Origin of the sequence: Polynucleobacter sp. 31A-FELB (assembly GCF_018882405.1) — a bacterium.
GTDB lineage: Bacteria > Pseudomonadota > Gammaproteobacteria > Burkholderiales > Burkholderiaceae > Polynucleobacter.
In genome coordinates, this window is record NZ_JACVOO010000003.1 from 91348 (window position 1) to 114774 (window position 23427).

The 23427-nt window shown below is 46.8% G+C and carries 22 protein-coding genes, 3 tRNA genes and 2 rRNA genes; 6 read left to right on the forward strand and 21 right to left on the reverse strand.

The genetic code is table 11. From position 1 onward, the window contains the following. Positions 1 to 14: 14 nt before the first annotated feature. The 4 genes from ICN30_RS03250 to ICN30_RS03265 all read right to left on the reverse strand — a co-directional run bounded on the left by ICN30_RS03250 (position 15) and on the right by ICN30_RS03265 (position 4929). Positions 15 to 2888: ribosomal RNA gene (locus ICN30_RS03250) — 23S ribosomal RNA — on the reverse strand. A gap of 267 nt (positions 2889 to 3155) precedes the next feature. Further along, positions 3156 to 3231 (reverse strand) — tRNA-Ala (locus ICN30_RS03255). A gap of 30 nt (positions 3232 to 3261) precedes the next feature. Continuing rightward, a tRNA-Ile gene (locus ICN30_RS03260) sits at positions 3262 to 3338 on the reverse strand. Positions 3339 to 3396: 58 nt separating this feature from the next. Then, positions 3397 to 4929 (reverse strand): 16S ribosomal RNA (locus tag ICN30_RS03265). Together the 16S and 23S rRNA genes with 2 tRNA genes alongside form the textbook arrangement of a ribosomal RNA operon. Positions 4930 to 5423: 494 nt before the next feature. Between ICN30_RS03265 and ICN30_RS03270 the strand changes: the two genes are divergently transcribed. Then, a complete protein-coding gene (locus ICN30_RS03270) occupies positions 5424 to 6083 on the forward strand; it encodes a GNAT family N-acetyltransferase (protein ID WP_216273183.1) in 660 nt (219 codons plus the stop codon). Here ICN30_RS03270 and ICN30_RS03275 read toward each other — a convergent pair. From ICN30_RS03275 to ICN30_RS03285, 3 genes are read right to left on the reverse strand one after another with little or no spacing between them, the layout of a single operon-like run. After that, positions 6080 to 6433, reverse strand: a complete 354-nt coding sequence (locus ICN30_RS03275; RefSeq protein WP_216273185.1) for a c-type cytochrome — start codon at positions 6431 to 6433, stop codon at positions 6080 to 6082. The genes ICN30_RS03270 and ICN30_RS03275 overlap by 4 nt on opposite strands. Before the next feature lie 23 nt (positions 6434 to 6456). Continuing rightward, positions 6457 to 7104: a BON domain-containing protein gene (locus ICN30_RS03280; RefSeq protein WP_216273187.1), complete on the reverse strand. Its 648-nt coding sequence runs from the start codon at positions 7102 to 7104 to the stop codon at positions 6457 to 6459. Positions 7105 to 7131: 27 nt separating this feature from the next. Then, entirely contained in the window at positions 7132 to 7734 is a 603-nt protein-coding gene (locus ICN30_RS03285) for a phosphoheptose isomerase (protein ID WP_216178748.1), read from the reverse strand. A gap of 107 nt (positions 7735 to 7841) precedes the next feature. On the opposite strand from ICN30_RS03285, the gene rsmI reads away from it, so the two are divergent. Next, on the forward strand, positions 7842 to 8747 hold the full coding sequence (gene rsmI / locus ICN30_RS03290; protein ID WP_216273189.1) for a 16S rRNA (cytidine(1402)-2'-O)-methyltransferase: 906 nt from the start codon (positions 7842 to 7844) through the stop codon (positions 8745 to 8747). 41 nt (positions 8748 to 8788) lie between these two features. Here rsmI and ICN30_RS03295 read toward each other — a convergent pair whose 3' ends face one another. Then, on the reverse strand, positions 8789 to 9013 hold the full coding sequence (locus ICN30_RS03295; RefSeq protein ID WP_255533075.1) for a hypothetical protein: 225 nt from the start codon (positions 9011 to 9013) through the stop codon (positions 8789 to 8791). Positions 9014 to 9119: 106 nt separating this feature from the next. On the opposite strand from ICN30_RS03295, the gene ICN30_RS03300 reads away from it, so the two are divergent. From ICN30_RS03300 to ICN30_RS03310, 3 genes are all read left to right on the forward strand, one after another. Further along, a tRNA-Arg gene (locus ICN30_RS03300) sits at positions 9120 to 9195 on the forward strand. An 81-nt stretch (positions 9196 to 9276) separates the two neighbouring features. Further along, entirely contained in the window at positions 9277 to 10419 is a 1143-nt protein-coding gene (locus ICN30_RS03305; RefSeq protein ID WP_255533076.1) for a fatty acid desaturase, read from the forward strand. A 41-nt stretch (positions 10420 to 10460) separates the two neighbouring features. Beyond that, a complete protein-coding gene (locus tag ICN30_RS03310; protein ID WP_112202563.1) occupies positions 10461 to 10646 on the forward strand; it encodes a hypothetical protein in 186 nt (61 codons plus the stop codon). Positions 10647 to 10678: 32 nt separating this feature from the next. Here the strand turns inward: ICN30_RS03310 and ICN30_RS03315 are convergent, their stop codons facing one another. Then, complete coding sequence (locus ICN30_RS03315) at positions 10679 to 11317, reverse strand: MBL fold metallo-hydrolase (protein ID WP_216863381.1); 639 nt, start codon at positions 11315 to 11317, stop codon at positions 10679 to 10681. Positions 11318 to 11390: 73 nt separating this feature from the next. On the opposite strand from ICN30_RS03315, the gene gcvH reads away from it, so the two are divergent. After that, entirely contained in the window at positions 11391 to 11783 is a 393-nt protein-coding gene (gene gcvH, locus ICN30_RS03320; RefSeq protein ID WP_216273191.1) for a glycine cleavage system protein GcvH, read from the forward strand. On the opposite strand, the gene priA is transcribed toward gcvH, so the two are convergent. From priA to ICN30_RS03380, 12 genes are all read right to left on the reverse strand, one after another. Further along, positions 11780 to 13912 carry a primosomal protein N' gene (gene priA, locus ICN30_RS03325; protein WP_255533077.1) on the reverse strand — a complete coding sequence of 711 codons (2133 nt, stop codon included), beginning with the start codon at positions 13910 to 13912 and terminating at the stop codon, positions 11780 to 11782. The genes gcvH and priA overlap by 4 nt on opposite strands. A 261-nt stretch (positions 13913 to 14173) precedes the next feature. Continuing rightward, positions 14174 to 15292, reverse strand: a complete 1119-nt coding sequence (gene hemE / locus ICN30_RS03330) for a uroporphyrinogen decarboxylase (RefSeq protein WP_216273256.1) — start codon at positions 15290 to 15292, stop codon at positions 14174 to 14176. A 9-nt stretch (positions 15293 to 15301) separates the two neighbouring features. Further along, on the reverse strand, positions 15302 to 15718 hold the full coding sequence (locus ICN30_RS03335; protein WP_015420208.1) for a F0F1 ATP synthase subunit epsilon: 417 nt from the start codon (positions 15716 to 15718) through the stop codon (positions 15302 to 15304). 21 nt (positions 15719 to 15739) lie between these two features. Next, entirely contained in the window at positions 15740 to 17140 is a 1401-nt protein-coding gene (gene atpD, locus ICN30_RS03340; protein WP_015420207.1) for a F0F1 ATP synthase subunit beta, read from the reverse strand. A gap of 55 nt (positions 17141 to 17195) precedes the next feature. After that, on the reverse strand, positions 17196 to 18065 hold the full coding sequence (atpG, locus tag ICN30_RS03345) for a F0F1 ATP synthase subunit gamma (RefSeq protein WP_215376411.1): 870 nt from the start codon (positions 18063 to 18065) through the stop codon (positions 17196 to 17198). Positions 18066 to 18082: 17 nt separating this feature from the next. Further along, the gene (gene atpA / locus ICN30_RS03350; protein ID WP_216136752.1) at positions 18083 to 19624 is read right to left on the reverse strand and encodes a F0F1 ATP synthase subunit alpha; all 1542 of its coding nucleotides are present in this window, start codon (positions 19622 to 19624) and stop codon (positions 18083 to 18085) included. A 45-nt stretch (positions 19625 to 19669) separates the two neighbouring features. After that, the gene (locus ICN30_RS03355) at positions 19670 to 20206 is read right to left on the reverse strand and encodes a F0F1 ATP synthase subunit delta (RefSeq protein ID WP_015420204.1); all 537 of its coding nucleotides are present in this window, start codon (positions 20204 to 20206) and stop codon (positions 19670 to 19672) included. A gap of 1 nt (position 20207) precedes the next feature. After that, positions 20208 to 20678, reverse strand: coding sequence for a F0F1 ATP synthase subunit B (locus ICN30_RS03360; protein WP_215334139.1), 471 nt, complete (start codon positions 20676 to 20678; stop codon positions 20208 to 20210). Positions 20679 to 20741: 63 nt separating this feature from the next. Next, positions 20742 to 21008: a F0F1 ATP synthase subunit C gene (gene atpE / locus ICN30_RS03365; protein ID WP_012357116.1), complete on the reverse strand. Its 267-nt coding sequence runs from the start codon at positions 21006 to 21008 to the stop codon at positions 20742 to 20744. A 46-nt stretch (positions 21009 to 21054) separates the two neighbouring features. Continuing rightward, complete coding sequence (gene atpB / locus ICN30_RS03370; RefSeq protein ID WP_216229596.1) at positions 21055 to 21930, reverse strand: F0F1 ATP synthase subunit A; 876 nt, start codon at positions 21928 to 21930, stop codon at positions 21055 to 21057. 39 nt (positions 21931 to 21969) lie between these two features. Further along, a complete protein-coding gene (locus ICN30_RS03375) occupies positions 21970 to 22464 on the reverse strand; it encodes an ATP synthase subunit I (RefSeq protein ID WP_216273193.1) in 495 nt (164 codons plus the stop codon). 68 nt (positions 22465 to 22532) lie between these two features. Beyond that, positions 22533 to 23420: a ParB/RepB/Spo0J family partition protein gene (locus ICN30_RS03380; protein WP_216229598.1), complete on the reverse strand. Its 888-nt coding sequence runs from the start codon at positions 23418 to 23420 to the stop codon at positions 22533 to 22535. Positions 23421 to 23427: the final 7 nt, after the last annotated feature.

Here is a 23427-nt window from a genome sequence, read left to right on the forward strand (position 1 = left end):
ATAGTGCTGGTTATAGGATCAAGCCTAACGGGCAATTAGTATCAGTTAGCTTAACGCATTACTGCGCTTCCACACCTGACCTATCAACGTTGTGGTCTTCAACGACCCTTTATGTAGGTTAAACCTACGGGAGATCTCATCTTCAGGCAAGTTTCCCGCTTAGATGCTTTCAGCGGTTATCTCTTCCGTACATAGCTACCCTGCGATGCTTCTGGCGAAACAACAGGTACACCAGCGGTACGTCCACTCCGGTCCTCTCGTACTAGGAGCAGCCCCCGTCAAATCTCCAACGCCCATGGCAGATAGGGACCAAACTGTCTCACGACGTTTTAAACCCAGCTCACGTACCTCTTTAAATGGCGAACAGCCATACCCTTGGGACCGGCTACAGCCCCAGGATGAGATGAGCCGACATCGAGGTGCCAAACACCGCCGTCGATATGAACTCTTGGGCGGTATCAGCCTGTTATCCCCAGAGTACCTTTTATCCGTTGAGCGATGGCCCTTCCATACAGAACCACCGGATCACTATGACCTGCTTTCGCACCTGCTCGACTTGTCGGTCTCGCAGTTAAGCACGCTTTTGCCATTGCACTTTAGGTACGATGTCCGACCGTACCAAGCGTACCTTCGTACTCCTCCGTTACACTTTGGGAGGAGACCGCCCCAGTCAAACTGCCTACCATGCACTGTTCCCGACCCAGATAATGGGCCAAGGTTAGAACCTCAAACAAACCAGGGTGGTATTTCAAGGTTGGCTCCAGCGGAACTAGCATCCCGCTTTCAACGCCTCCCACCTATCCTACACAGACCGGTTCAAAGTCCAATGCAAAGCTACAGTAAAGGTTCATGGGGTCTTTCCGTCTAGCCACGGGTAGATTGCATCATCACAAACATTTCAACTTCGCTGAGTCTCAGGAGGAGACAGTGTGGCCATCGTTACGCCATTCGTGCAGGTCGGAACTTACCCGACAAGGAATTTCGCTACCTTAGGACCGTTATAGTTACGGCCGCCGTTTACTGGGACTTCAATCAAGAGCTTGCACCCCATCATTTAATCTTCCAGCACCGGGCAGGCGTCACACCCTATACGTCCACTTTCGTGTTTGCAGAGTGCTGTGTTTTTATTAAACAGTCGCAGCCACCTTTTTATTGCAACCCTTTCGTCCTCCCCTTGTACAGGGTCAAACTACCAGGGCGTACCTTATCCCGAAGTTACGGTACAAATTTGCCGAGTTCCTTCTCCTGAGTTCTCTCAAGCGCCTTAGAATACTCATCTCGCCCACCTGTGTCGGTTTGCGGTACGGTCTTGTTAGACTGAAGCTTAGAGGCTTTTCTTGGAACCACTTCCAATTGCTTCGCGAATAAATTCGCTCGTCTCACGCCCTTGAATTACGCTACCGGATTTACCTAATAGCCATCTCCAACGCAAGAACCGGGACTTCCAACACCCGGACAACTTTCCGCGATCCGTCCCCCCATCGCATCTAACAATGGTCAAGGAATATTAACCTTGTTCCCATCAGCTACGCATCTCTGCCTCGCCTTAGGGGCCGACTCACCCTGTTCCGATGAACGTTGAACAGGAAACCTTGGGCTTACGGCGAGGGGGCTTTTCACCCCCTTTATCGCTACTCATGTCAGCATTCGCACTTCTGATACCTCCAGCATCCTTTACAAGACACCTTCACAGGCTTACAGAACGCTCTCCTACCATCACATTACTGTGATCCGCAGCTTCGGTTATATGCTTAGCCCCGTTACATCTTCCGCGCAGGACGACTCGATCAGTGAGCTATTACGCTTTCTTTAAAGGATGGCTGCTTCTAAGCCAACCTCCTGACTGTTTTAGCCTTCCCACTTCGTTTCCCACTTAGCATATATTAGGGACCTTAGCTGGCGGTCTGGGTTGTTTCCCTCTTGACACCGGACGTTAGCACCCGATGTCTGTCTCCCGTGCTTGCACTTGTAGGTATTCGGAGTTTGCTATGGCGCAGTAATCCGCAATGGACCCCACTACCATGACAGTGCTCTACCCCCTACAGTGATACACGAGGCACTACCTAAATAGTTTTCGGAGAGAACCAGCTATTTCCAGTTTTGTTTAGCCTTTCACCCCTATCCACAGCTCATCCCCTAACTTTTCAACGTTAGTGGGTTCGGTCCTCCAGTACGTGTTACCGCACCTTCAACCTGGCCATGGATAGATCAACTGGTTTCGGGTCTACACCCAGCAACTAGCGCCCTATTCGGACTCGCTTTCGCTACGCCTTCCCTATTCGGTTAAGCTTGCTACTGAATGTAAGTCGCTGACCCATTATACAAAAGGTACGCAGTCACCCCTTACGAGGCTCCTACTGTTTGTATGCACACAATTTCAGGATCTATTTCACTCCCCTCCCGGGGTTCTTTTCGCCTTTCCCTCACGGTACTTGTTCACTATCGGTCGATTACGAGTATTTAGCCTTGGAGGATGGTCCCCCCATATTCAGACAGGATTTCACGTGTCCCGCCCTACTTGTCTCTAGCCTAGTACCACCCAATAATTTTCACATACGGGACTATCACCCTTTATTGTCGGACTTTCCATTCCGTTCTGTTAATTACTGAGCTATCACTAGAAGGCTGTTCCCATTTCGCTCGCCACTACTCTGGGAATCTCGGTTGATGTCTTTTCCTCTTGCTACTTAGATGTTTCAGTTCACAAGGTTCGCTTCTCATACCCTATGTATTCAGGTATGGATACCACAAAAGTGGTGGGTTTCCCCATTCAGAAATCCCCGGATCAAAGCTTATTTACCAGCTCCCCGGGGCTTATCGCAGGTTATAACGTCTTTCGTCGCCTGTAATCGCCAAGGCATCCATCATGTGCACTTATTCACTTGATCCTATAACGAGCACCATTGCTAGCACCTGTTACAGGTTTACTTCTACTTCTGACATGTTTGCCGTAATCCAAACTGTAAGTACTTTGTTAAGAACTTGGTAAAACTCGTTTGTATTACTGATTGATGATTCAATCTTTACCCTTATTACATTGTCAAATGTCCTCTCAAAGAAACATTTGACACTTTGCTTACTCAAATTTTTAAAGAACAGCCATAAATGGCAAAACTAAACGATTAAATATTCGCTTAGTTTTGACATTTAGATGATGGTGGAGGATGACGGGATCGAACCGACGACCCCCTGCTTGCAAAGCAGGTGCTCTCCCAGCTGAGCTAATCCCCCAACGTCCCACTAAGTCTTGTTTCTGGCTGGTGGTGGGTCTGGTAGGACTTGAACCTACGACCCCTGCGTTATCAACACAGTGCTCTAACCAGCTGAGCTACAGACCCGTGGCTTTTATTGTCAACCGATAAGTGTGGGCACTATAGCTCCAGCATCTTTCTCTAGAAAGGAGGTGATCCAGCCGCACCTTCCGATACGGCTACCTTGTTACGACTTTACCCCAGTCATGAACCCTGCCGTGGCAGTCGCCCTCCTTGCGGTTAGGCTAACGGCTTCTGGCAAAACCCACTCCCATGGTATGACGGGCGGTGTGTACAAGACCCGGGAACGTATTCACCGCGACATTCTGATCCGCGATTACTAGCGATTCCAGCTTCACGTAGTCGAGTTGCAGACTACGATCCGGACTACGATGCATTTTCTGAGATTAGCTCCCCCTCGCGGGTTGGCAACCCTCTGTATGCACCATTGTATGACGTGTGAAGCCCTACCCATAAGGGCCATGAGGACTTGACGTCATCCCCACCTTCCTCCGGTTTGTCACCGGCAGTCTCTTTAGAGTGCTCTTGCGTAGCAACTAAAGACAAGGGTTGCGCTCGTTGCGGGACTTAACCCAACATCTCACGACACGAGCTGACGACAGCCATGCAGCACCTGTGTTCACTTTCTCTTACGAGCACCTAATGTATCTCTACTTCGTTAGTGACATGTCAAGGGTAGGTAAGGTTTTTCGCGTTGCATCGAATTAATCCACATCATCCACCGCTTGTGCGGGTCCCCGTCAATTCCTTTGAGTTTTAATCTTGCGACCGTACTCCCCAGGCGGCTGACTTCACGCGTTAGCTACGTTACTCAGGATGTAAATCCCGAACAACTAGTCAGCATCGTTTAGGGCGTGGACTACCAGGGTATCTAATCCTGTTTGCTCCCCACGCTTTCGTGCATGAGCGTCAGTGTTATCCCAGGGGGCTGCCTTCGCCATTGGTATTCCTCCACATATCTACGCATTTCACTGCTACACGTGGAATTCTACCCCCCTCTGACACACTCTAGCTATACAGTCACAGGCGCCATTCCCAGGTTAAGCCCGGGGATTTCACGCCTGTCTTGTATAACCGCCTGCGCACGCTTTACGCCCAGTAATTCCGATTAACGCTCGCACCCTACGTATTACCGCGGCTGCTGGCACGTAGTTAGCCGGTGCTTATTCTTCAGGTACCGTCATTCCCGGACTGTGTTAGAGCCGGTGTTTCTTCCCTGACAAAAGAGCTTTACAACCCGAAGGCCTTCTTCACTCACGCGGCATTGCTGGATCAGGGTTTCCCCCATTGTCCAAAATTCCCCACTGCTGCCTCCCGTAGGAGTCTGGGCCGTGTCTCAGTCCCAGTGTGGCTGATCGTCCTCTCAGACCAGCTACTGATCGTCGCCTTGGTGGGCTTTTACCCCACCAACAAGCTAATCAGGCATCGGCCGCTCTAATCGCGCGAGGTCTTTCGATCCCCCGCTTTCCCCCTCAGGGCGTATGCGGTATTAGCACAGCTTTCGCTGCGTTATCCCCCACGATAAGGTACGTTCCGATGTATTACTCACCCGTTCGCCACTCGCCACCAGGTGCAAGCACCCGTGCTGCCGTTCGACTTGCATGTGTAAGGCATGCCGCCAGCGTTCAATCTGAGCCAGGATCAAACTCTTCAGTTCAATTCCTGTGATCCTTGCGGATCGTCGCACTCATTCAAGAAATTGACTTGGTAATAAAACCAAATCTTTTTACTGTCTATGAGTACTATTTATTTACATCTGTCCCGAAGGACTTGATGCTTTCACTTAGTACCCACAATTATCGGTTGACTAATTTTTAAAGAGGGCTGACTTGTTTCGTATTTCTTAAAAACATTCAGCAGAGAGATGAGACTTTATCCTACTCATTTGGGTCTGTCAACACCTTTCGTAGTCTTTTTCTCTTAAAAAGCTAATTTTTTTCTTACGTTTCAAATAAACCCTTTAAAAACAATAGGATGTAGTTTGAAAATATTTTTAACTTTTTTTCAAATTTTAGGGGTTTTTATGGATAAGTCAGAAATTTAGGCGCTACATTCTGCTTTTTAAGCCCCCATGTGTTGCTTTTCTTCCGCCCTAGTTATAAACCTAGGGAAAACCCTGTAAATTCTTCTAATTTCTGCTAATATATTGCTATGCACAATAAATTAGCGAATAGTCACTTACCTAGCAAGCCATATATGGCCAGCCTGGCTGTCCCTGTACGTGAATTGCATGCCGGGCATAGGGACGAGATCCTGAGCCACCTTTTACTCTTAAATGATGAAGATCGTCGTCTGCGTTTTGGCACACAAACACCAGATGAGGTCATTCATCACTATGTAGAAGGCCTAGATTTCAATAGGGATAAGGTTTTTGGCAGCTTTGACTCCCAACTAAAGCTTATTGGTATGGCGCACTTGGCATATTTGCCAAAAACTAAGGGTCAGCCACTGGCTGCCGAATTTGGGGTTTCCGTACTTCCTGATGGCCGTGGGCAGGGCATTGGTACGGCTCTATTAGCGCGCGCTTCAGTGCACTCACGCAATACTCGCATTGAAACCCTATTTGTTCATTGCTTGGCAAACAATAGAGCCATGATGCATCTAGCCCAAAGGGCTGGCATGCGTGTTGAATACGCTTATGGTGATGCGGATGCGTACTTAAAATTGCCGCCCGCAAATCCTGCCACGATTGTGGAGGAAGCAGCCAATGAACAATGGGCTGACTTTGACTATGCGCTTAAAGAAAACTTCAAGCGCTCAAGCGATGCGTGGTCTTGGTTGCTTGGCAAACCAGTCGTTCGTCCAACTTAATTTGTACTAGGCGCTCCGCGCAAAATCCAGCCTGTAAGTAAAGACACGTCTTCGTCGCTTAACTTTGCGTTTGCTGGCATTGGTACAACCCCCCAAGACCCAGCACCACCTTTTAAAATTTTATTTTTTAGAAATACGCTTGCGGCAGGATCCGTTGCATATTTTTTTGCAACAGCTTGAAAGCTAGGCCCCACAACTTTCTTATCAACAGCATGGCACCCCAGGCAAGCATTTTGTTTTGCAAGAGCGGCAGCCTTTGCATCATCAATAGCAGCCCGCGCGCTTAAGGAGCAAAGTGAGAAGAGGGCGACAAGCAAAAAATATTTCAGTTGTTGTGCAAAAAAATTCATTGCTCGCTTCCCATCAAATAAATTTACTGCTTAGGCATTGTGTTCGGCTGCGATTCGTCTGCCTTGCCTTCTTTTTCTAGCCGTATTTTTTCTGCCTCGGAAATAATATCGAAGTAGGCGTAAACATCTTTTACGCCGTCAGCATTGCTCGCCACTTTCTTAGCAATCGCCGCTTCATTTTGAGTCAGAATTCCCATCAAGTAAACGCTGCTACCTTCGGCAACAATTGCCATCGAATTGGATGGCAACTTGTCTGTAAAAATCATTTGTGTTTTGATTTTAGATTCAAGATAAGAATCATTGGCGCGAGCAGTGTAAGTGCTGTTTGGCCCAACAACTAATTCATTAAATACAGAGCGAACATTCTTATTTGCTTTTACATAGGCGCCAGCCTGGCCTTTAATGTCAGCGTCCTTCACTTCACCAGTTAACAGTACTTTTTGGTTAAATGATGTCACGTTAATGTGTGCATTATCGCCATAGCGCTTGGCGAGAGCATTTCCAGCTTCGAGCTCAATACCCTTGTCGATAGACTGTACGGCTGGTGTGCGACGATCGGCCATTATGCTTGTGCCCGCCACAACGCCACCAACGGCCAACACTCCGCAGCCTGATAACGATGATGAAATCAAAATCGCAGCAAATAGTTTGGTGGTGAGTGCATTTCGCATATACGAACTTTCTAATTAGTAAGGCTATTAATCAAGCAAAAGATGATCCACACCATCACATAGGGCATGAAGCAAAACTAAATGCGTTTCTTGAATGCGAGCAGTGCGAGTGGAGGGTGCGCATAGATGAATGTCATCTGCGTCTAGAAGGCTTGCAATTTTTCCGCCGCCATTACCGGTGAGAGCAATAATTTTGATCCCCATTTTTTTTGCAGCTTCGATTGCCTTCACCACATTTTTTGAATTTCCTGAAGTGGAGATGCCAATCAAGATGTCGCCTTTTTTTCCAAGGCCCCGCACTTGCTTGCTAAAGATCTCGTCATAGCTGTAGTCATTTCCCACGGCAGTCAAGATTGAGGTATCTGTTGTTAATGCAATTGCAGCCAACTCTTGGCGCTCTCTTTCAAAACGTCCAATAAGCTCGGCGGCAAAATGTTGTGCATCAGCAGCAGATCCGCCATTGCCGCAGGCCATCACTTTTCCACCAGAGCGCAAACAATCCGTCATAGCAACGATGCCACGAGCAACTTGCTCAGGCAATATTTTTTCAGCCTCTTGCTTTACAGCAATGCTATCCAAGAAATGTTGGGATGCGCGAGCGCGCAAACGTTCGAGGGTATCTTTATCCATCGCATTATTATGCGCCAAACTACAGACGGAATGGCTGCGCTGTCCATGAATTCAAAAGGGACGTATTCTCTTGCTTATTAACATCTCTTTCACAAAAGATTGCCCCCATGGAATTAAGCTCCTTTGACTTTTTGAAACAGCAGGATCTGCCTACTGGAGCCCTATATATGGTTGCCACCCCAATTGGCAATATGGGGGATATCACCTTGCGCGCGCTGCATGTCCTCAACAGCGTAGATGGGATAGCCTGTGAAGACACTAGACATAGCGCGCCCCTGCTTCAACACTTTGGAATTCATAAAAAATGTGTCGCCTTGCATGAGCACAATGAAATTGCAGGCGCACAAAACATCATTCAGCATCTCTCCCAAAACGAACGCTGGGCCTATATCTCAGATGCAGGCACGCCAGGCGTTTCCGATCCGGGCGCACGACTAGTCAACGCCGTTCAAAAAGCAGGCTTTCGCATTATTCCCATTCCTGGCGCTAGCGCAGTGTCTTCCGCCATTTCTGCTAGCGGCTCAGTGATGTTGCCATCAGAGGGGCGCTTTCAGTTTCTTGGCTTTTGGCCAAATAAGGCCAAGGAACGTCACGCGCTGATTCAAGATATTCGCAGTAATTCAAAAACGAGTATCTTTTTTGAATCACCCCATCAGATACGTGAGACGCTCGCAACACTTAACAAGGAGCTTGAGTCAGAGCGACAAGTTCTGGTTGGTAGAGAGCTCACTAAAAAATTTGAGCAACTAGTAACGCTGACGGCTGCCGATATTCCAGAGTGGCTTGAGAGGGCGGAGAGTCTCAAAGGTGAATTTATTATTTTGGTAGCTGGTCGCCAAGCTAATGCTGACGAGGCTCCAGAGCATGCAACCTTGTTGCTGTGGGCTAATGCATTGAGCCCCTACTTGGGCAGCAAAGAAATTGCCGCCGTACTTGCTCAAGCACTTGGACTCAGCAAAAAAGAGGCCTATCAAATAGCGCTAGATGCAAAAGAGCAAAACGAGGAGCAATAAAAAACCTGGCGTATAGCCAGGTTCAAAGTTATGCCAAATATTTACTTGGCAGCTTGCGCATCGCTGGGCGCTGGGCTCTCTTGAACATTCAACTGAGCCACCGGCTTAATGAGTTGCTCAGCTGATGCGGCAGCATCTGTGCGCTTGCCATTATTTACAAACACCATTAACAACAAAATAACAATCAAGGGTACAAAAAAGCTGAGAAACACCATGATGATGAGTTGTTTGGGGGACTTAATTAGGCTGCCGTGCGCTTCGCTCATAGGACTTTTATCGTTTGACGGGTTTAAGGGTTACTTTGCCGTGATTATAACGAGACTGCGGGGGATATAGGCACTTACAATAGCGTAGTTAGCGAATTTCCTACTGGCGCCCGTAGCTCAGTGGATAGAGTATTGGCCTCCGAAGCCAAGGGTCGCAGGTTCGATTCCTGCCGGGCGCACCAAAACAGGGGGTTTTTTGACCTACATCATGCGTAAATTCGTGAAAAAGACTATCATTTGCACCTAACTTATTGATTCTTATCATGTCAAATCATCTAAATTCCGCACTCTCTGAGCCATCTATTGCCAATCCTTTGGCTCCAGACCTTCCATTGCCGCATCGAAAAGTCATTCGCAGCTGGCTGATCCCAATGGCTGAAGGAGAAACCGCAAAAGCCATCGCGCTTTTAGTGCTTGATGCCGTTTTGTGGCTTGCCTGTATTGCTGGAACTATTTTTGTTGAAAGCATTCTCATCAAGATCATCTTGGGCGTAGTTGCTGGTTTTGTTACAGGTCGCATCTTTATTCTTGGTCATGATGCGTGCCACCAAAGCTATACACCTCACCGTGAACTGAATAAAGTTTTGGGTCGCATCGCATTCTTGCCATCCCTAACTCCATATAGCCTATGGGATGTAGGCCACAACGTGGTTCATCATGGCCAAACCAACCTTAAAGGCTTTGACTTTGTTTGGGCTCCCCTGTCCAAGGCGGAATTTGATGCTCTGCCAGCATGGCGCAAAGCCTTAGAGCGTCTTTATCGAAGTGGTTGGGGTCCGGTTTTCTACTACCTTATTGAAATCTGGTGGAGACGTGAGTACTTCCCTAATGCGAAGAACAAACCTGGCGATCGCCCAATCTTCCTAAAAGACAACTTGTTGGTGACTGGCTTTGCCATTATTTGGATTGGCTGCCTGATTGCTGGTGCGATTGCTACAGGGCAATCTGTCTGGCTTGGATTAATTACTGGCTTCGCCATCCCATTCCTATTCTGGAACGGCATGATTGGCTTTGTAGTCTACGTTCACCATACCCATCCAAATGTTTCTTGGTACGACAAGAAGTCCGAGTGGTTACGCGCCCAGCCATTTGTTTCAACCACAGTTCACTTGACCTTTAACTGGATTTGGGGCTCTTTAATGCACCACATCATGGAGCACACAGCCCATCACGTGGATATGAGCGTACCCCTATATCGCCTGCAAGAAGCCCAAAATACCCTCGAAACTATCCTTCCGGAGCGTATTTTTGTGCAAAAGTTCTCCTGGGCCTGGTATTTCGATACCGCGCGCAAATGCAAGCTCTATGACTTCGAAAACAAGGCTTGGCTGGATTTTGATGGCAATAAAACTGCTGATTCCGTCAGAGTCGTCCTAAGCCCAGCCCCAGCGGGACAAAACGGGTAAAATAGATCCTCTGTACAAGATTTGGCTTACCCGGATTGCCCATGACTACCTCGACTCCAGCTGCTACCCAAGAAACCTCACAGAGCCTTAAGTTTTGCTCTTCATGCAGTCGCGAAAAGCGCCTGGAAGGCGGCACCTGGATTCCGACAAGCAATCGTAAGCAACGCTGGATTTGCGCTAGCTGTTTGTATAACCGAACACACCGCACCGGCTCAGCAAAAGCCTAATTCCTAATTAGGCCCCACCACTTCAGGTTTGATTAATCCCCTACGTAGGGATTTGTTTGGCGCTCTTTGCCAAATGTCGACATAGGCCCGTGTCCCGGAACAAATTGCACGTCATCACCTAGCGGCCATAATTTTGTCTTAATGGCATTAATTAAGTCGGCATGATTACCGCGCGGAAAATCCGTTCTTCCAATTGAGCCCGCAAAAAGGACATCGCCCACTAAAGCCAAACGATCTTCTTTATCAAAGAAGACAACATGTCCCGGTGTATGGCCAGGACAATGCAAAACTTCTAAATCAACATTACCAACTTGTACGTGATCGCCATCCTCTAACCAGCGAGTAGGCACAAATGCTTTTGCATGACCAAATCCAAAACGTATAGTTTGCTCGGGCAATTGATCCAACCAAAATTGCTCATCGATTTGCGGACCCTCAATAGGCACGCCCAGTTGATCTGATAAGTCTTTGGCTGCAGCGCAATGATCCAGGTGCCCATGGGTTAATAAAATCTTTTTAACTGTACCGCCTAGTTGTTTAACACCAGCCAAAATCTTCTCGATATCTCCACCAGGATCAACCACTGCCGCATCCCCAGTTTCTTGGCAAACCAAGATAGAACAGTTTTGCTCAAATGGGGTAACGGGAACAATTCCTAATTTGATCGGCATAAATAAAAACACTTAAATTGATTGGCCACTAGCTTATGGCAAAGACGCTAGAATATATCTCACAGGATACACAATGAAAACTCCAGACACATTTAAATTCGCAGAAACGCATGAGTGGGCCAGCATCGAAGATGATGGACTGGTGTGGGTCGGCATTAGCAATCACGCGCAAGAAGCTTTGGGTGATGTGATGTTTTTTCAGGCGCCGAAAGTTGGGCAGCTAGTAAAGCAGGGTGAGGCTATTGCTGCAATTGAGTCCGTTAAAGCGGCAAGCGATATTCATGCGCCCATTAATGGTGAGATCGTTGCTCTCAATGAAGAGATGGATGCAAGTCCTGAGGCAGTAAATGCAAATCCCTATGCAGTTTGGCTTTTTAAAATTAAACCGACATCAACTGCATCTCTAGCTGCAGATCTCAATGCTTTAATGTCTCTTGCGCAATATGAATCTGGACCAGGCGCTTAAATAGAAATTGGGTCCCGCTCGACCAACCAACGAATGCGTGATGTTTTACTAATTCTTCCAGTGGAATCTTGACGTAATTCTTGGTCAATCATTTCAAGCGCTTCTTGTAGGGCCTTACGATTACCTGACTCAATCAGTAGTTGGGCGCGCTCTGAGCCCGCCACCCGCATGACTGGCTTGGGCACAGGGTCATAGACCTTCAATTCTCTAGTAATTATGCCCCCGCTTTTCATGCGCGTTTTTAGCTCATTCAAAAACTGAATTGCCTTATCTAGGCTTTTACCTTCTGCATGAATAAGGGCTTGATATGAGTAGGGCGGTAATTTTGCCTCTTCACGCTCTCCCGCAGTAAATGCTAAAAATCCATCTACGTCATGTCTAAGCAAGTACTGAAAAACTGGTGATTCTGGATATTGAGTCTCAATATAAATTTCGCCACCAGCTTGACCGCTAGTACCAGACCTTCCAGCGCGTCCAGCCACCTGTACCAACTGTGCAAATAATCTTTCAGCTGCCCTGAAGTCGGCTGAGTAAAGCCGACTATCTGCATCTAAGACTGCAACTAATCCGATGTTTTGATAGTCATGCCCCTTAGCAATCATTTGAGTACCAACGACAATATCTACATTCCCATCATGTATTTCCTGAAAGAGCGCTTCCGCTCCCTTGCTCTTTCTGCTTGAGTCCGTATCAACCCGCAGCACCCTTGCTTGTGGCCACATTTCTTCAATAGCATCTTCTAGCTTTTGTGTGCCATGGCCTAAAGTTTTTAAATCAGCATTGCCACAGTCTGGGCAAAACTGAGGAATTGGTTTTACCAAGCCACAGTGATGGCAACTCAACACCGACCGCCTTCCTAATGCTCCAGCCTTATGCATTACGGTATAGGTAGAGCACTGGGTACATTTTGACAACCAATTGCATGCCGAGCAACTAAGCACAGGAGCATAGCCGCGTCGATTAATTAAAATCAGACATTGCTTTTTTTCTGCAAGTGACTTGCTAATGGCATTTGCAAGTGTTTTGGTGATGAGGCTTTTTTCTTTTGGAACGCCTACATCACCTGGGCTAAATTGATTTTGTGGATCTCGTGTGTTGATGAGATGTACGCTTGGCAAGCTTGCGCCCTGCGCTCGTTCATCGAGTCGAATATATTCATAGCGACCAGATTTAGCCGCCAGCCAAGTCTCTAACGATGGCGTAGCCGAAGATAAGAGAATAGGAATTTTCTGATCGTGAGCGCGCCAGATTGCCAAATCCCTTGCGGAGTAACGCGTCCCGTCTTGTTGTTTGTACGATGTGTCATGCTCTTCATCCACCACAATAGCGCGTAAGTTTGGCATTGGCGTTAAAGCCGCCAATCTCGTTCCTAAAATAATTTGCGCTTTGCCTGTCATTGCCTCATACCAAGCAATGCCCCTTTTCTTTTCACTGACACCGCTATGCAGTACAGCCATTGTTTTATCTGGGAAGTAGGCATTCACGCGCCTCTCTAATTGCGGCGTTAAATTGATTTCTGGCACTAGCAATAAGACCTGAGCGCTTTCATCTTTCAGAATACTTGCCAGCCAATTCAAAAAAACTGCTGTCTTACCGCTACCCGTTTGCCCCTGCAACAAGATTGCTCTAAATTGATTTTCTTTTGAACTGCCAACTAATAATTCTTGTAACGCCTTTTTTTGCTCGTCGTTCAGTTGATCCAGAGTGATTAATCCTTCTGGCTTTACTTCTATCCTTTTTTTGCTTTTCTTTTCTGCCGACTCCAGTTTCTCTGGAATCTTTTCCCATTCATCAGCTTTTTTCCACATCTGTGGAATAACGGGCAATATGGTTTCTCCTAAAGCATGGACGTAATATTGGCTTGCAAAATTCATTAGCCGCAAGAGGGCTGGATCAAAAGCCGGGAGTGGCGCTAGGCGCTCAACGGGTTTGAGTTTAGCTAACTCATATTCGGAGTGATCGCTCACTTTAATCACAATGGCAACCACCTTAGATCTAGCAAAAGACACCTCTACTACATTGCCAACCTCTGGTAATTTGCCTAATTTTTCAGCATCCCACAGATAGTCAAAGCCCTGAGCCAATGGCTTATCTATTACTACCTGTACAACGATGGGCTTGGGCATCATTTACTTAATTTTTCCGCCTTATCCTGTGGATAAGTCTGTGGATATCATTCGCTGTTTTAGATTTATATGCTTATTTTATAGGAATGCTATTTTGCATAGAAAATCAGCATTATATTTATTATCTATATAGATCAATAAGTTACATTGATTACTAAAGGTGAAAGTTCATAATTATCACGAATCTCACTGTATTTATGATTCTGCACATTTCTGTGCATAACTTTCGCCTAAATACTGGCTAAAGTTAGTAATTACTTGTGCTTATTTTGTTGCCCGCAGGGCTTTTGACCGCGATATTACAGTTTCAGAGAGGGCGGCTACGCTCTCAGGGGGCGTGAATTGATTTATGCCGTGACCAAGATTAAAGATATGGCCATCTAGCGAATGTAAGCCCGGCTTTAAAGCTGGGGCGCCAGCCAGATCATCTAAGAGCCCAGCAGCAGCGGATGCGATCTGCTTTGGCTCCGAAAACAAGATCAGCGGGTCTAAGTTACCCTGTAAAGATAGTGGCTTGTTAATCTCTAAAAGCTGCTTACGGGCACGGCTTAAGCGCATAGTCCAGTCAATCGCAATGACATCTGCCCCAACTTGCGCCATATCATTCAACCAAATTCCGCCGCCTTTAGTAAACATGATGATTGGGATCTTGCGTCCCTCATGTTCGCGCGGCAATAGTGCAATCACTTTTTGCATCGCCGCCAAAGACATGCGCTGATACCATCCATCAGGAAGTAAACCTCCCCAAGTATCAAAAATCATTAGCGCTTGCGCGCCAGCCTTTACCTGCTCAATTAAATATGCGGCAACAGACTGCACATTAATTTCCAGAATATGTTCAAGCAAATCAGGGCGACTAAACATCATCGTCTTGGCGTGACGGAAATCGTCGGAGCCCGAACCATCAATCATGTAACAAGCTAATGTCCACGGGCTTCCAGAGAAACCAATTAAAGGAACGCGCTGCTTGCCATCCTGAATCAAAGCTTTACGAATTTCAGATACGGCATCAAAAACATATTTGAGCTGATCCATATCTGCAACACGTAATTTCTTAACAGCCTCTTCTGTGCGAAGTGGATGATCAAAGCTAGGACCTTCACCTGCAGTAAATTTCAAGCCCAATCCCATTGCATCTGGAATAGTCAAAATATCGGAGAACAAAATTGCCGCATCCAATGGGTAGCGATCCAATGGCTGGAGCGTTACTTCAGTTGCGTATGCAGGATTTTTAGCGAGGCCGAGAAAACTTCCAGCTCTTGCACGAGTAGCGTTGTACTCAGGTAGATAGCGGCCCGCCTGGCGCATGAGCCAAAGCGGTGTTTGATCAACCGCTTCGCCCAAGCAGGCTTTTAAAAACCGATCATTTAACAACAAGGAGATGACCGGCTCTTACTTTTTACGACGGAAACGAGCAATAGCTGCAAGCTGTGCTGCTGCCATTGCAAACTCTGATTGAGCCAATGCCAGATCAAAGTCAGTGCCACGATTTTGCATTGCTTCTTCAGCGCGCTTCTTCGCTTCGTTAGCTTTTGCTTCATCTAAATCATGACCGCGAATAGCAGTGTCTGCCAATACAGTGACATGATCCGGCTGAACTTCTAAATAGCCACCCGCAACGAATACAAACTCTTCATCACCGTCAGCTTTTTCAATGCGAACTGAACCTGGACGAATGCGTGTAATCAAAGGAGTGTGGCCGCGCAAAATACCGAGCTCACCATTCTCACCAGGAAGCGCAACAAACTTGGCTTCACCGCTGAAAATAGATTGCTCAGCACTTACTACATCGACGCGTATGGTTGACATAATTTCCCTAGATGAGTTCGATTAAAGCTTCTTAGCTTTCTCGATGGCTTCATCAATTGAACCCACCATGTAGAACGCTTGCTCAGGCAAGTGATCCAATTCACCGCTGCAAATCATTTTGAAACCACGGATAGTTTCTTTCAATGGAACGTATTTGCCTGGTGAACCAGTAAACACTTCAGCAACGTGGAAAGGCTGGGACAAGAAACGTTGAATCTTACGTGCACGTGACACAGCTAATTTGTCTTCTGGTGACAGCTCGTCCATACCCAAAATAGCAATAATGTCGCGCAACTCTTTGTAGCGTTGCAATGTCATTTGAACTTCACGAGCAACTTCATAATGCTCTTGACCAACCACTTGTGGATCAAGCTGGCGGCTAGTTGAGTCCAATGGATCAACCGCTGGGTAAATACCCAAAGCAGCAATGTCACGTGACAACACAACTGTGGAGTCTAAGTGTAAGAAGGTTGTAGCTGGTGACGGATCGGTCAAGTCATCCGCAGGAACGTAAACGGCCTGAATGGATGTAACAGAACCAGTCTTAGTTGAAGTAATACGCTCTTGCAACTTACCCATTTCTTCAGCCAAAGTAGGTTGATAACCCACAGCTGAAGGCATACGACCCAACAACGCTGATACCTCAGTACCTGCGAGTGTGTAGCGATAAATATTGTCAACGAAGAACAAAATGTCACGGCCTTCATCACGGAAAGCTTCAGCCATTGTCAAACCAGTCAACGCTACGCGCAAACGGTTGCCAGGAGGCTCGTTCATCTGACCAAACACCATCGCCACTTTGTCGATAACGTTAGATTCTTTCATCTCGTGGTAGAAGTCATTACCTTCACGAGTACGCTCACCAACACCAGCAAACACAGACAAACCTGAGTGTTGCTTAGCGATGTTGTTAATCAATTCCATCATGTTCACGGTCTTACCAACACCCGCACCACCGAACAAGCCAACCTTACCGCCTTTAGCAAACGGGCAAACTAAGTCAATAACCTTAATACCGGTTTCTAACAAGTCAACAGAAGGCGAGAGTTCATCAAACTTTGGTGCTGGCTGGTGAATAGCGCGACGCTCTTCAGTAGCAATCGGACCTGCATCATCAATTGGGCGGCCTAAAACGTCCATGATGCGTCCCAATGTTGCTGGACCAACAGGAACAGAAATTGGACCACCAGTAGATTTCACTTCCATGCCGCGACGCAAACCATCACTAGCACCCATGGCAATCGCGCGAACTACGCCGTCGCCAATCTGTTGCTGCACCTCAAAGGTCAAACCTTTTTCAGCAAATGATTTTTCGCCGCTATCAACTAATGTCAACGCATCATAAATGTTTGGCATTTTGTCGCGTGGGAACTGAATGTCCACCACTGGACCGATACACTGCACGATATTTCCGTTACTCATCGCATTTCTCCGCTTTTAATTCCTGAATTCTTTCGTATTCCTAAACGCTGACCGCTTAAACCGCAGCCGCTCCGCCAACAATCTCTGACAACTCTTTAGTAATAGCAGCCTGTCGTGTCTTGTTGTATTCCAATTGCAATTCACCGATCACATTCTTCGCATTATCTGAAGCGGCCTTCATAGAGACCATACGCGCAGATTGTTCTGAAGCCATATTCTCAGCAACAGCTTGATAAATCATTGCCTCTACGTAACGCTTGAGCAAGCCATTCAAAATCGACTCTGCATCTGGCTCGTAGATGTAATCCCAAGAATTTCCTGCCTTCTCTTCTGGAGTTAATGCAGCTGGCTCCAAAGGTAAGAGTTTTTCTAAAACAGGCTCTTGTTTCATTGCGTTAACAAAGCGGGTGTATGCCAAATAAACAGCATCAATCTCGCCGCGCTCAAACGCTTCCAATTGGGCAGTAATTGCACCAATCAAAACATCCATATGTGGCGTGTCGCCAATCTGAATTGTTTGAGAAATGAGTTTTGCTTTAGAGCGATTTAAAAACTGGAGGCCTTTTGAGCCGATGGCAGTGTATTCAATACCAACATTGCTACCTTCCATATCGCGCACTTGGTTTGCAATCAGACGCAATACGTTGGTATTCAAACCGCCGCACAAACCTTTGTCTGTTGTAACCAAGATCGTGCCAATTTTCTTCACTTCACGAGTTGCCATATATGCTGGGCGGAACTCTGGATTTGCTTTAGAAAGATTGGCAACAATCTCACGAATTTTTTCAGCATATGGACGCGCATTACGCATGCGCTCTTGGGCGCGACGCATCTTGGATGCGGCGACCATTTCCATTGCCTTCGTGATCTTGCGCGTGTTTTGCACGCTCTTGATCTTAGATCGTATCTCTTTTGTGCTTGCCATGATTTATGCGAGCCCTCTTAGAAAGAGGCTGAACGCTTGTAATCCTCAATAGCAGCGCGCAAAGCAGCTTCGTCATCTTTGCTCAAATCTTTTGTATCTTCGATACGGCCAACTAAATCAGCGTATTTAGATTTCAAATGATCTTGCAAACCTTTTTCGAATGGCAATACGTTCTTTACTTCGAGGTCATCAAAGTAGCCGTTATTCACAGCGTAGAGTGAAGCAGCCATTTCCCAAACCTGCAAAGGCTTGTACTGAGCTTGCTTACACAATTCTGTAACACGACGACCGCGCTCTAACTGCTTACGAGTTGCTTCGTCAAGGTCAGAAGCGAACTGAGCAAACGCTGCCAATTCACGATACTGCGCCAAGTCAGTACGAATACCGCCAGACAATTTCTTAATGACTTTAGTTTGAGCCGCACCACCAACACGTGACACAGAAATACCGGCGTTAATCGCAGGACGTACACCCGCGTTAAACAAGTCAGTTTCCAAGAAGATCTGACCGTCAGTAATCGAAATTACGTTGGTTGGAACGAATGCAGAAACGTCACCAGCTTGAGTTTCAATAATTGGCAATGCGGTCAAAGAACCTGTCTTACCTTTTACTGAACCATTTGTAAATTTCTCTACGTATTCAGCGTTTACACGAGCAGCGCGCTCTAACAAACGTGAGTGGAGGTAGAACACGTCGCCAGGGTAAGCTTCGCGGCCTGGTGGGCGACGCAAGAGCAAAGAAATCTGACGGTATGCAACGGCTTGTTTTGTTAAATCGTCATAAACGATCAAGGCATCTTCACCACGGTCGCGGAAGTATTCGCCCATTGTGCAACCAGCATATGCTGAGAGGTACTGCATCGCTGCAGACTCAGAAGCACTTGCAGCAACAACAACGGTGTATTCCATTGCGCCTAGCTCTGTGAGCTTGCGCACAACGTTAGCAATAGTAGAAGCTTTTTGACCGATCGCAACGTAAACGCAATAAACGCCTTTACCTTTTTGGTTAATGATCGCGTCAACCGCAACTGCTGTCTTACCTGTTTGACGGTCACCAATGATCAACTCGCGCTGACCGCGGCCGATTGGAACCATTGCATCAATCGCCTTCAAACCGGTTTGAACTGGCTGGCTAACGGATTGACGAGCGATAACGCCTGGAGCAACTTTTTCAATAAAGTCAGTCAACTTAGTGTTGATTGGGCCTTTGCCATCAATCGGTTGACCAAGTGCGTTTACAACGCGACCGAGCAACTCTGGGCCAACTGGAACTTCCAAAATGCGGCCCGTACATTTAACTGGGTCGCCTTCTTTAATGTGGGTGTACTCACCCAACACCACAGCACCAACTGAATCACGCTCAAGGTTCAACGCGAGGCCGATTGTGTTGTTAGGGAATTCCAACATTTCGCCCTGCATAACACCAGACAAGCCATGTACGCGGCAAATACCGTCGGTCACTGAAATTACAGTGCCTTCGTTGCGAAGTTGGGAATCAACACCCATTTCGCTAATTCGGCTTTTGATCAGTTCACTGATCTCGGAAGGGTTGAGTTGCATTACTTACTCCTGGGTCTTATTTCGTATGTTCTTAATAGGGATAACTTATGCGCCAAGACTTGCTTGCATTTGAGCTAACTGTGCCTTAACTGAACTATCCAACACTTCATCTCCAACTTGAATGCGAACTCCGCCAATCAACGCAGGATCTACTTGAATAGTTGGGCGCAATTCTTTACCCCCAAAGCGCTTCTTCAAACTTGACAACAAATCGTTTAACGCAGAACCCTCTAATGGGAATGCGCTAGTAATCATTACTTCTGCTGCACCTTCGCTCTGATTCTTCATTGCCTCAAATTGACGTGCAATTTCAGGAATGGCAGATAAGCGATGGTTTTGATTTACAAGACTTAAAAAGCTTGCGATTTTGCCGTCCAGCTTTGTCTTCACCATGCCGGAAAGCAATTTGCTTAAATCATCTGCAGATACTTTTGGATTGTTTGATAAAGCAGCAACTTCTGGCAATGCAGCTAGCTGCGCCAATTCATTTAACTGCTCTAAACAAGTAGCAAGCTCAGCAGGCTTAGCGCTTTGGAAAAGCGCCTCAGCGTAAGGGCGTGCAATAGTGGCTAATTCAGCCATATCAAAGTTCTGCCTTTAGTTGATCAAGCAATGTGCCATGGGCTTTTGCATCAACTTCACGACGCAAAATTTGCTCTGCACCTTTAACAGCCAACACGGCAACTTCAGCACGTAACACTTCGCGAGCACGAGTTACTTGTTGATCTGCATCTTGCTTAGCTTGAGAAATGATGCGGGCTGCTTCAGCTTGTGCATTTACGCGAATTTCTTCAGCGGACATTTGCGCACGTTTTTCTGCTTCTGCAACACGCTGCACACCTTCTTGGCGTGCTTTATTTAATTCTTGCTCTGCTTCATTGCTTGCTAATGCGAGTGCTTCTTTACCACGCTCGGCAGCAGCTAGGCCGTCGGCAATTTTGCTTGAACGCTCATCTAACGCCTTAACTAGCGGTGGCCACACAAAGCGTGCAACAACCCACCATAAGACGAAGAAAACGATCATTTGCGCGAATAGGGTCGCGTTCAGATTCACGATATTCCTTTCAGTATTGTTGAGAACGGTTGGATGACCCGGTGGTCATCCACGCCAAAACAATTACTTAATAACTGCGAGCAGTGGGTTTGCGAAAGCAAACAACATTGCAACACCAACGCCGATCAAGAACGCAGCGTCGATCAAACCAGCCAAAAGGAACATCTTAGTTTGGAGTGGCTCCATCAATTCTGGTTGACGTGCACAAGCTTCGATGTACTTACCACCCATCAATGCAATACCTAAACAAGCACCGATCGCGCCGAGGCCGATGATGATGCCGATAGCGATTGCTGTGAAACCTTGAATGTTTGCGAGAAATTGTTGCATGTTGCTGACTCCTGAAGTTAAAGAGATAAGTTAAAAATAAAAAATCTTAGTGATGGCTATGCGCTTGCCCGATGTAGACCAAGGTCAACATCATGAAAATAAAGGCTTGCAACAAAATAACCAAAATGTGGAAGATGGCCCAAGCTGATCCAGCAATAACATGGCCCACCAATCCGAACAGGGATAAATCAAAATTAAACGTCCACACGCTACCTAGCAATGCGATCAACAAGAAAACCAACTCGCCGGCATACATGTTGCCGAATAGTCGCATTCCCAATGAAACACCTTTAGCAAGATATTCGATGATGTTCAAAGCGAGATTGAATGGGGCCAAGTACCACTTCGCGCCAAACGGGGCAGAAACGAGCTCATGCAAGAAGCCGCCAAAACCTTTTACTTTGAAGCTGTAAAAGAAAACCAAAAGCAAAACAGACATGGACATACCCATGGTCGCATTCAGATCGGTTGTAGGAACAACCTTATGGTGCGGAACATGAACGCCAAAACTTTCGATGAAGTGATTGACGCCTAAAACCCAATCCACTGGAATCAAGTCGAGAGTATTTAAAAGGATGATCCAAAAGAATACAAACAGAGCAAGCGGGGCAATGAAAGAGCGGTCGCCATGAACAATGCTCTTCGATTGTGTTTCAGCCATCTCCACAATCATTTCAACAAAGCACTGGAAACGACCTGGCACACCTGGAGTTGCGCGACGCGCTGCAATCAACAAAATAAATACCGTGAGCAAGCCCATGAGGGATGCCCAAAAAATGGTGTCTAAATTGATAATGCTGAAATCAATAATGGACGTCTGTGGTCCACCTGAATTGTTGAGGTTTTGTAAGTGCTCTGAAATGTACGCTGTTGGCGTCATTTGCTCGGCTGCCGCGTGGGCTTGGTTTGCTTCGCTAGACATCTCTTAACTAGTCCTTTGGTTCAATCTCATTTATTACTCTTAGCGCCACAACCACGCCAGCCACACACACTTAAGGGCAAGCACATAAGTCACCAACAATGGGACCCAAAGCACACCCGGGATCAAATATGCAACCCCTAAAAACAGCATCAAAGTAACGACGATTTTGATAAATTCGCCCGAAACCAATGCTGCCAAATAATTACCTGGATTCAATATCTGCGTATTTTTTGCCAACTCCAGCCTGATCAAAAACAAGGCTGACGGCAAGACGCTAATTAAACCACCTAAAAAGGCCGACTGAGTATAAAGGCTTACCCCTACCGGCTCCCCAAAAATTGACCAAATCACCATGCTGAGCACGGTAACGGCTACTTGCGCAGCCAAAATCCTCCAGGGCGACAGCAGGGGGTGTTTAACGGCATTGCTGGCTTGCAACGCAGTCATTTCCTCTTTACTTAAAACCCGATAGACCTCTTCTTCGGGCTCATCCCAGTCATTTGCCTCGGAAAATCGATTTTTTTGAGGAATCAATTTAGCCCCGTGAGTTTAATGTGTGCACTGCAATAGGTCAAATGTTTTAGGGTCATTTTTAATGACTTTTAAGCCTCGACGCCCAGCTTTTTTAGCAAAGAATCCAACTCGTCAAATTGGCTGAAGCGAATTCTGAGTTCGCCGCCCTTGCCTTTGAACTTAAATTCTGCATTTAAACCTATCAAATCAGCGATTTCTTGGGTTAAACGGCGCATATCTGGATCTCGACTTGGTGCGCCGCCCTCCGCCTGAGTTTTGACTTTTTTATCGCCAATCTGTCCACCGGCGAGGGCTAGGGCGGTAGACATTTTTTCAGCCTCCCGAACAGAAAGACCTTGGGCTGCAATTCTTTGCGCCAAGGCGACTTGACTTGCTCCAGGCAAAGGCAATAAAGCGCGTGCGTGGCCCATATCAATATCACCCGCCAAAAGCATAGCTTGCACTGGTTTTGCCAGTTGATTTAAGCGCAATAAATTGCTTACAGCACTGCGTGATTTGCCTACCGCTTTTGCTGCTTGTTCATGCGTGAAACCAAACTCCTCAATTAACCTTGCGAGACCCTGAGATTCTTCCAGCGGATTCAAATCTTCGCGCTGCATATTCTCAACCAAAGCCATTGCGGCGGCAGCTTGATCATTTGCGCCAGAAACTAAAACAGGCACCTCTTTTAAGCCTGCCAATGTTGCCGCACGGAAGCGACGTTCACCCGCAATAATTTCATATTTACCAGGAGCGACCAAACGCACTAACAATGGTTGCATCACACCTTGTTCGCGAATACTCTCAGCCAACTCTTGTAATGCGACTGCTTCCATTTTTTGACGCGGCTGATATTTACCAGCCTGCAATGCGGTTAATGGCAAACGATTAATTTCAGCAGTAGTTTCTTTCTGCGCCTTATCACCGAGCAGCGCCTCTAAGCCACGACCCAAACCTTTTTTCTTAATAGCAACCATAATATTT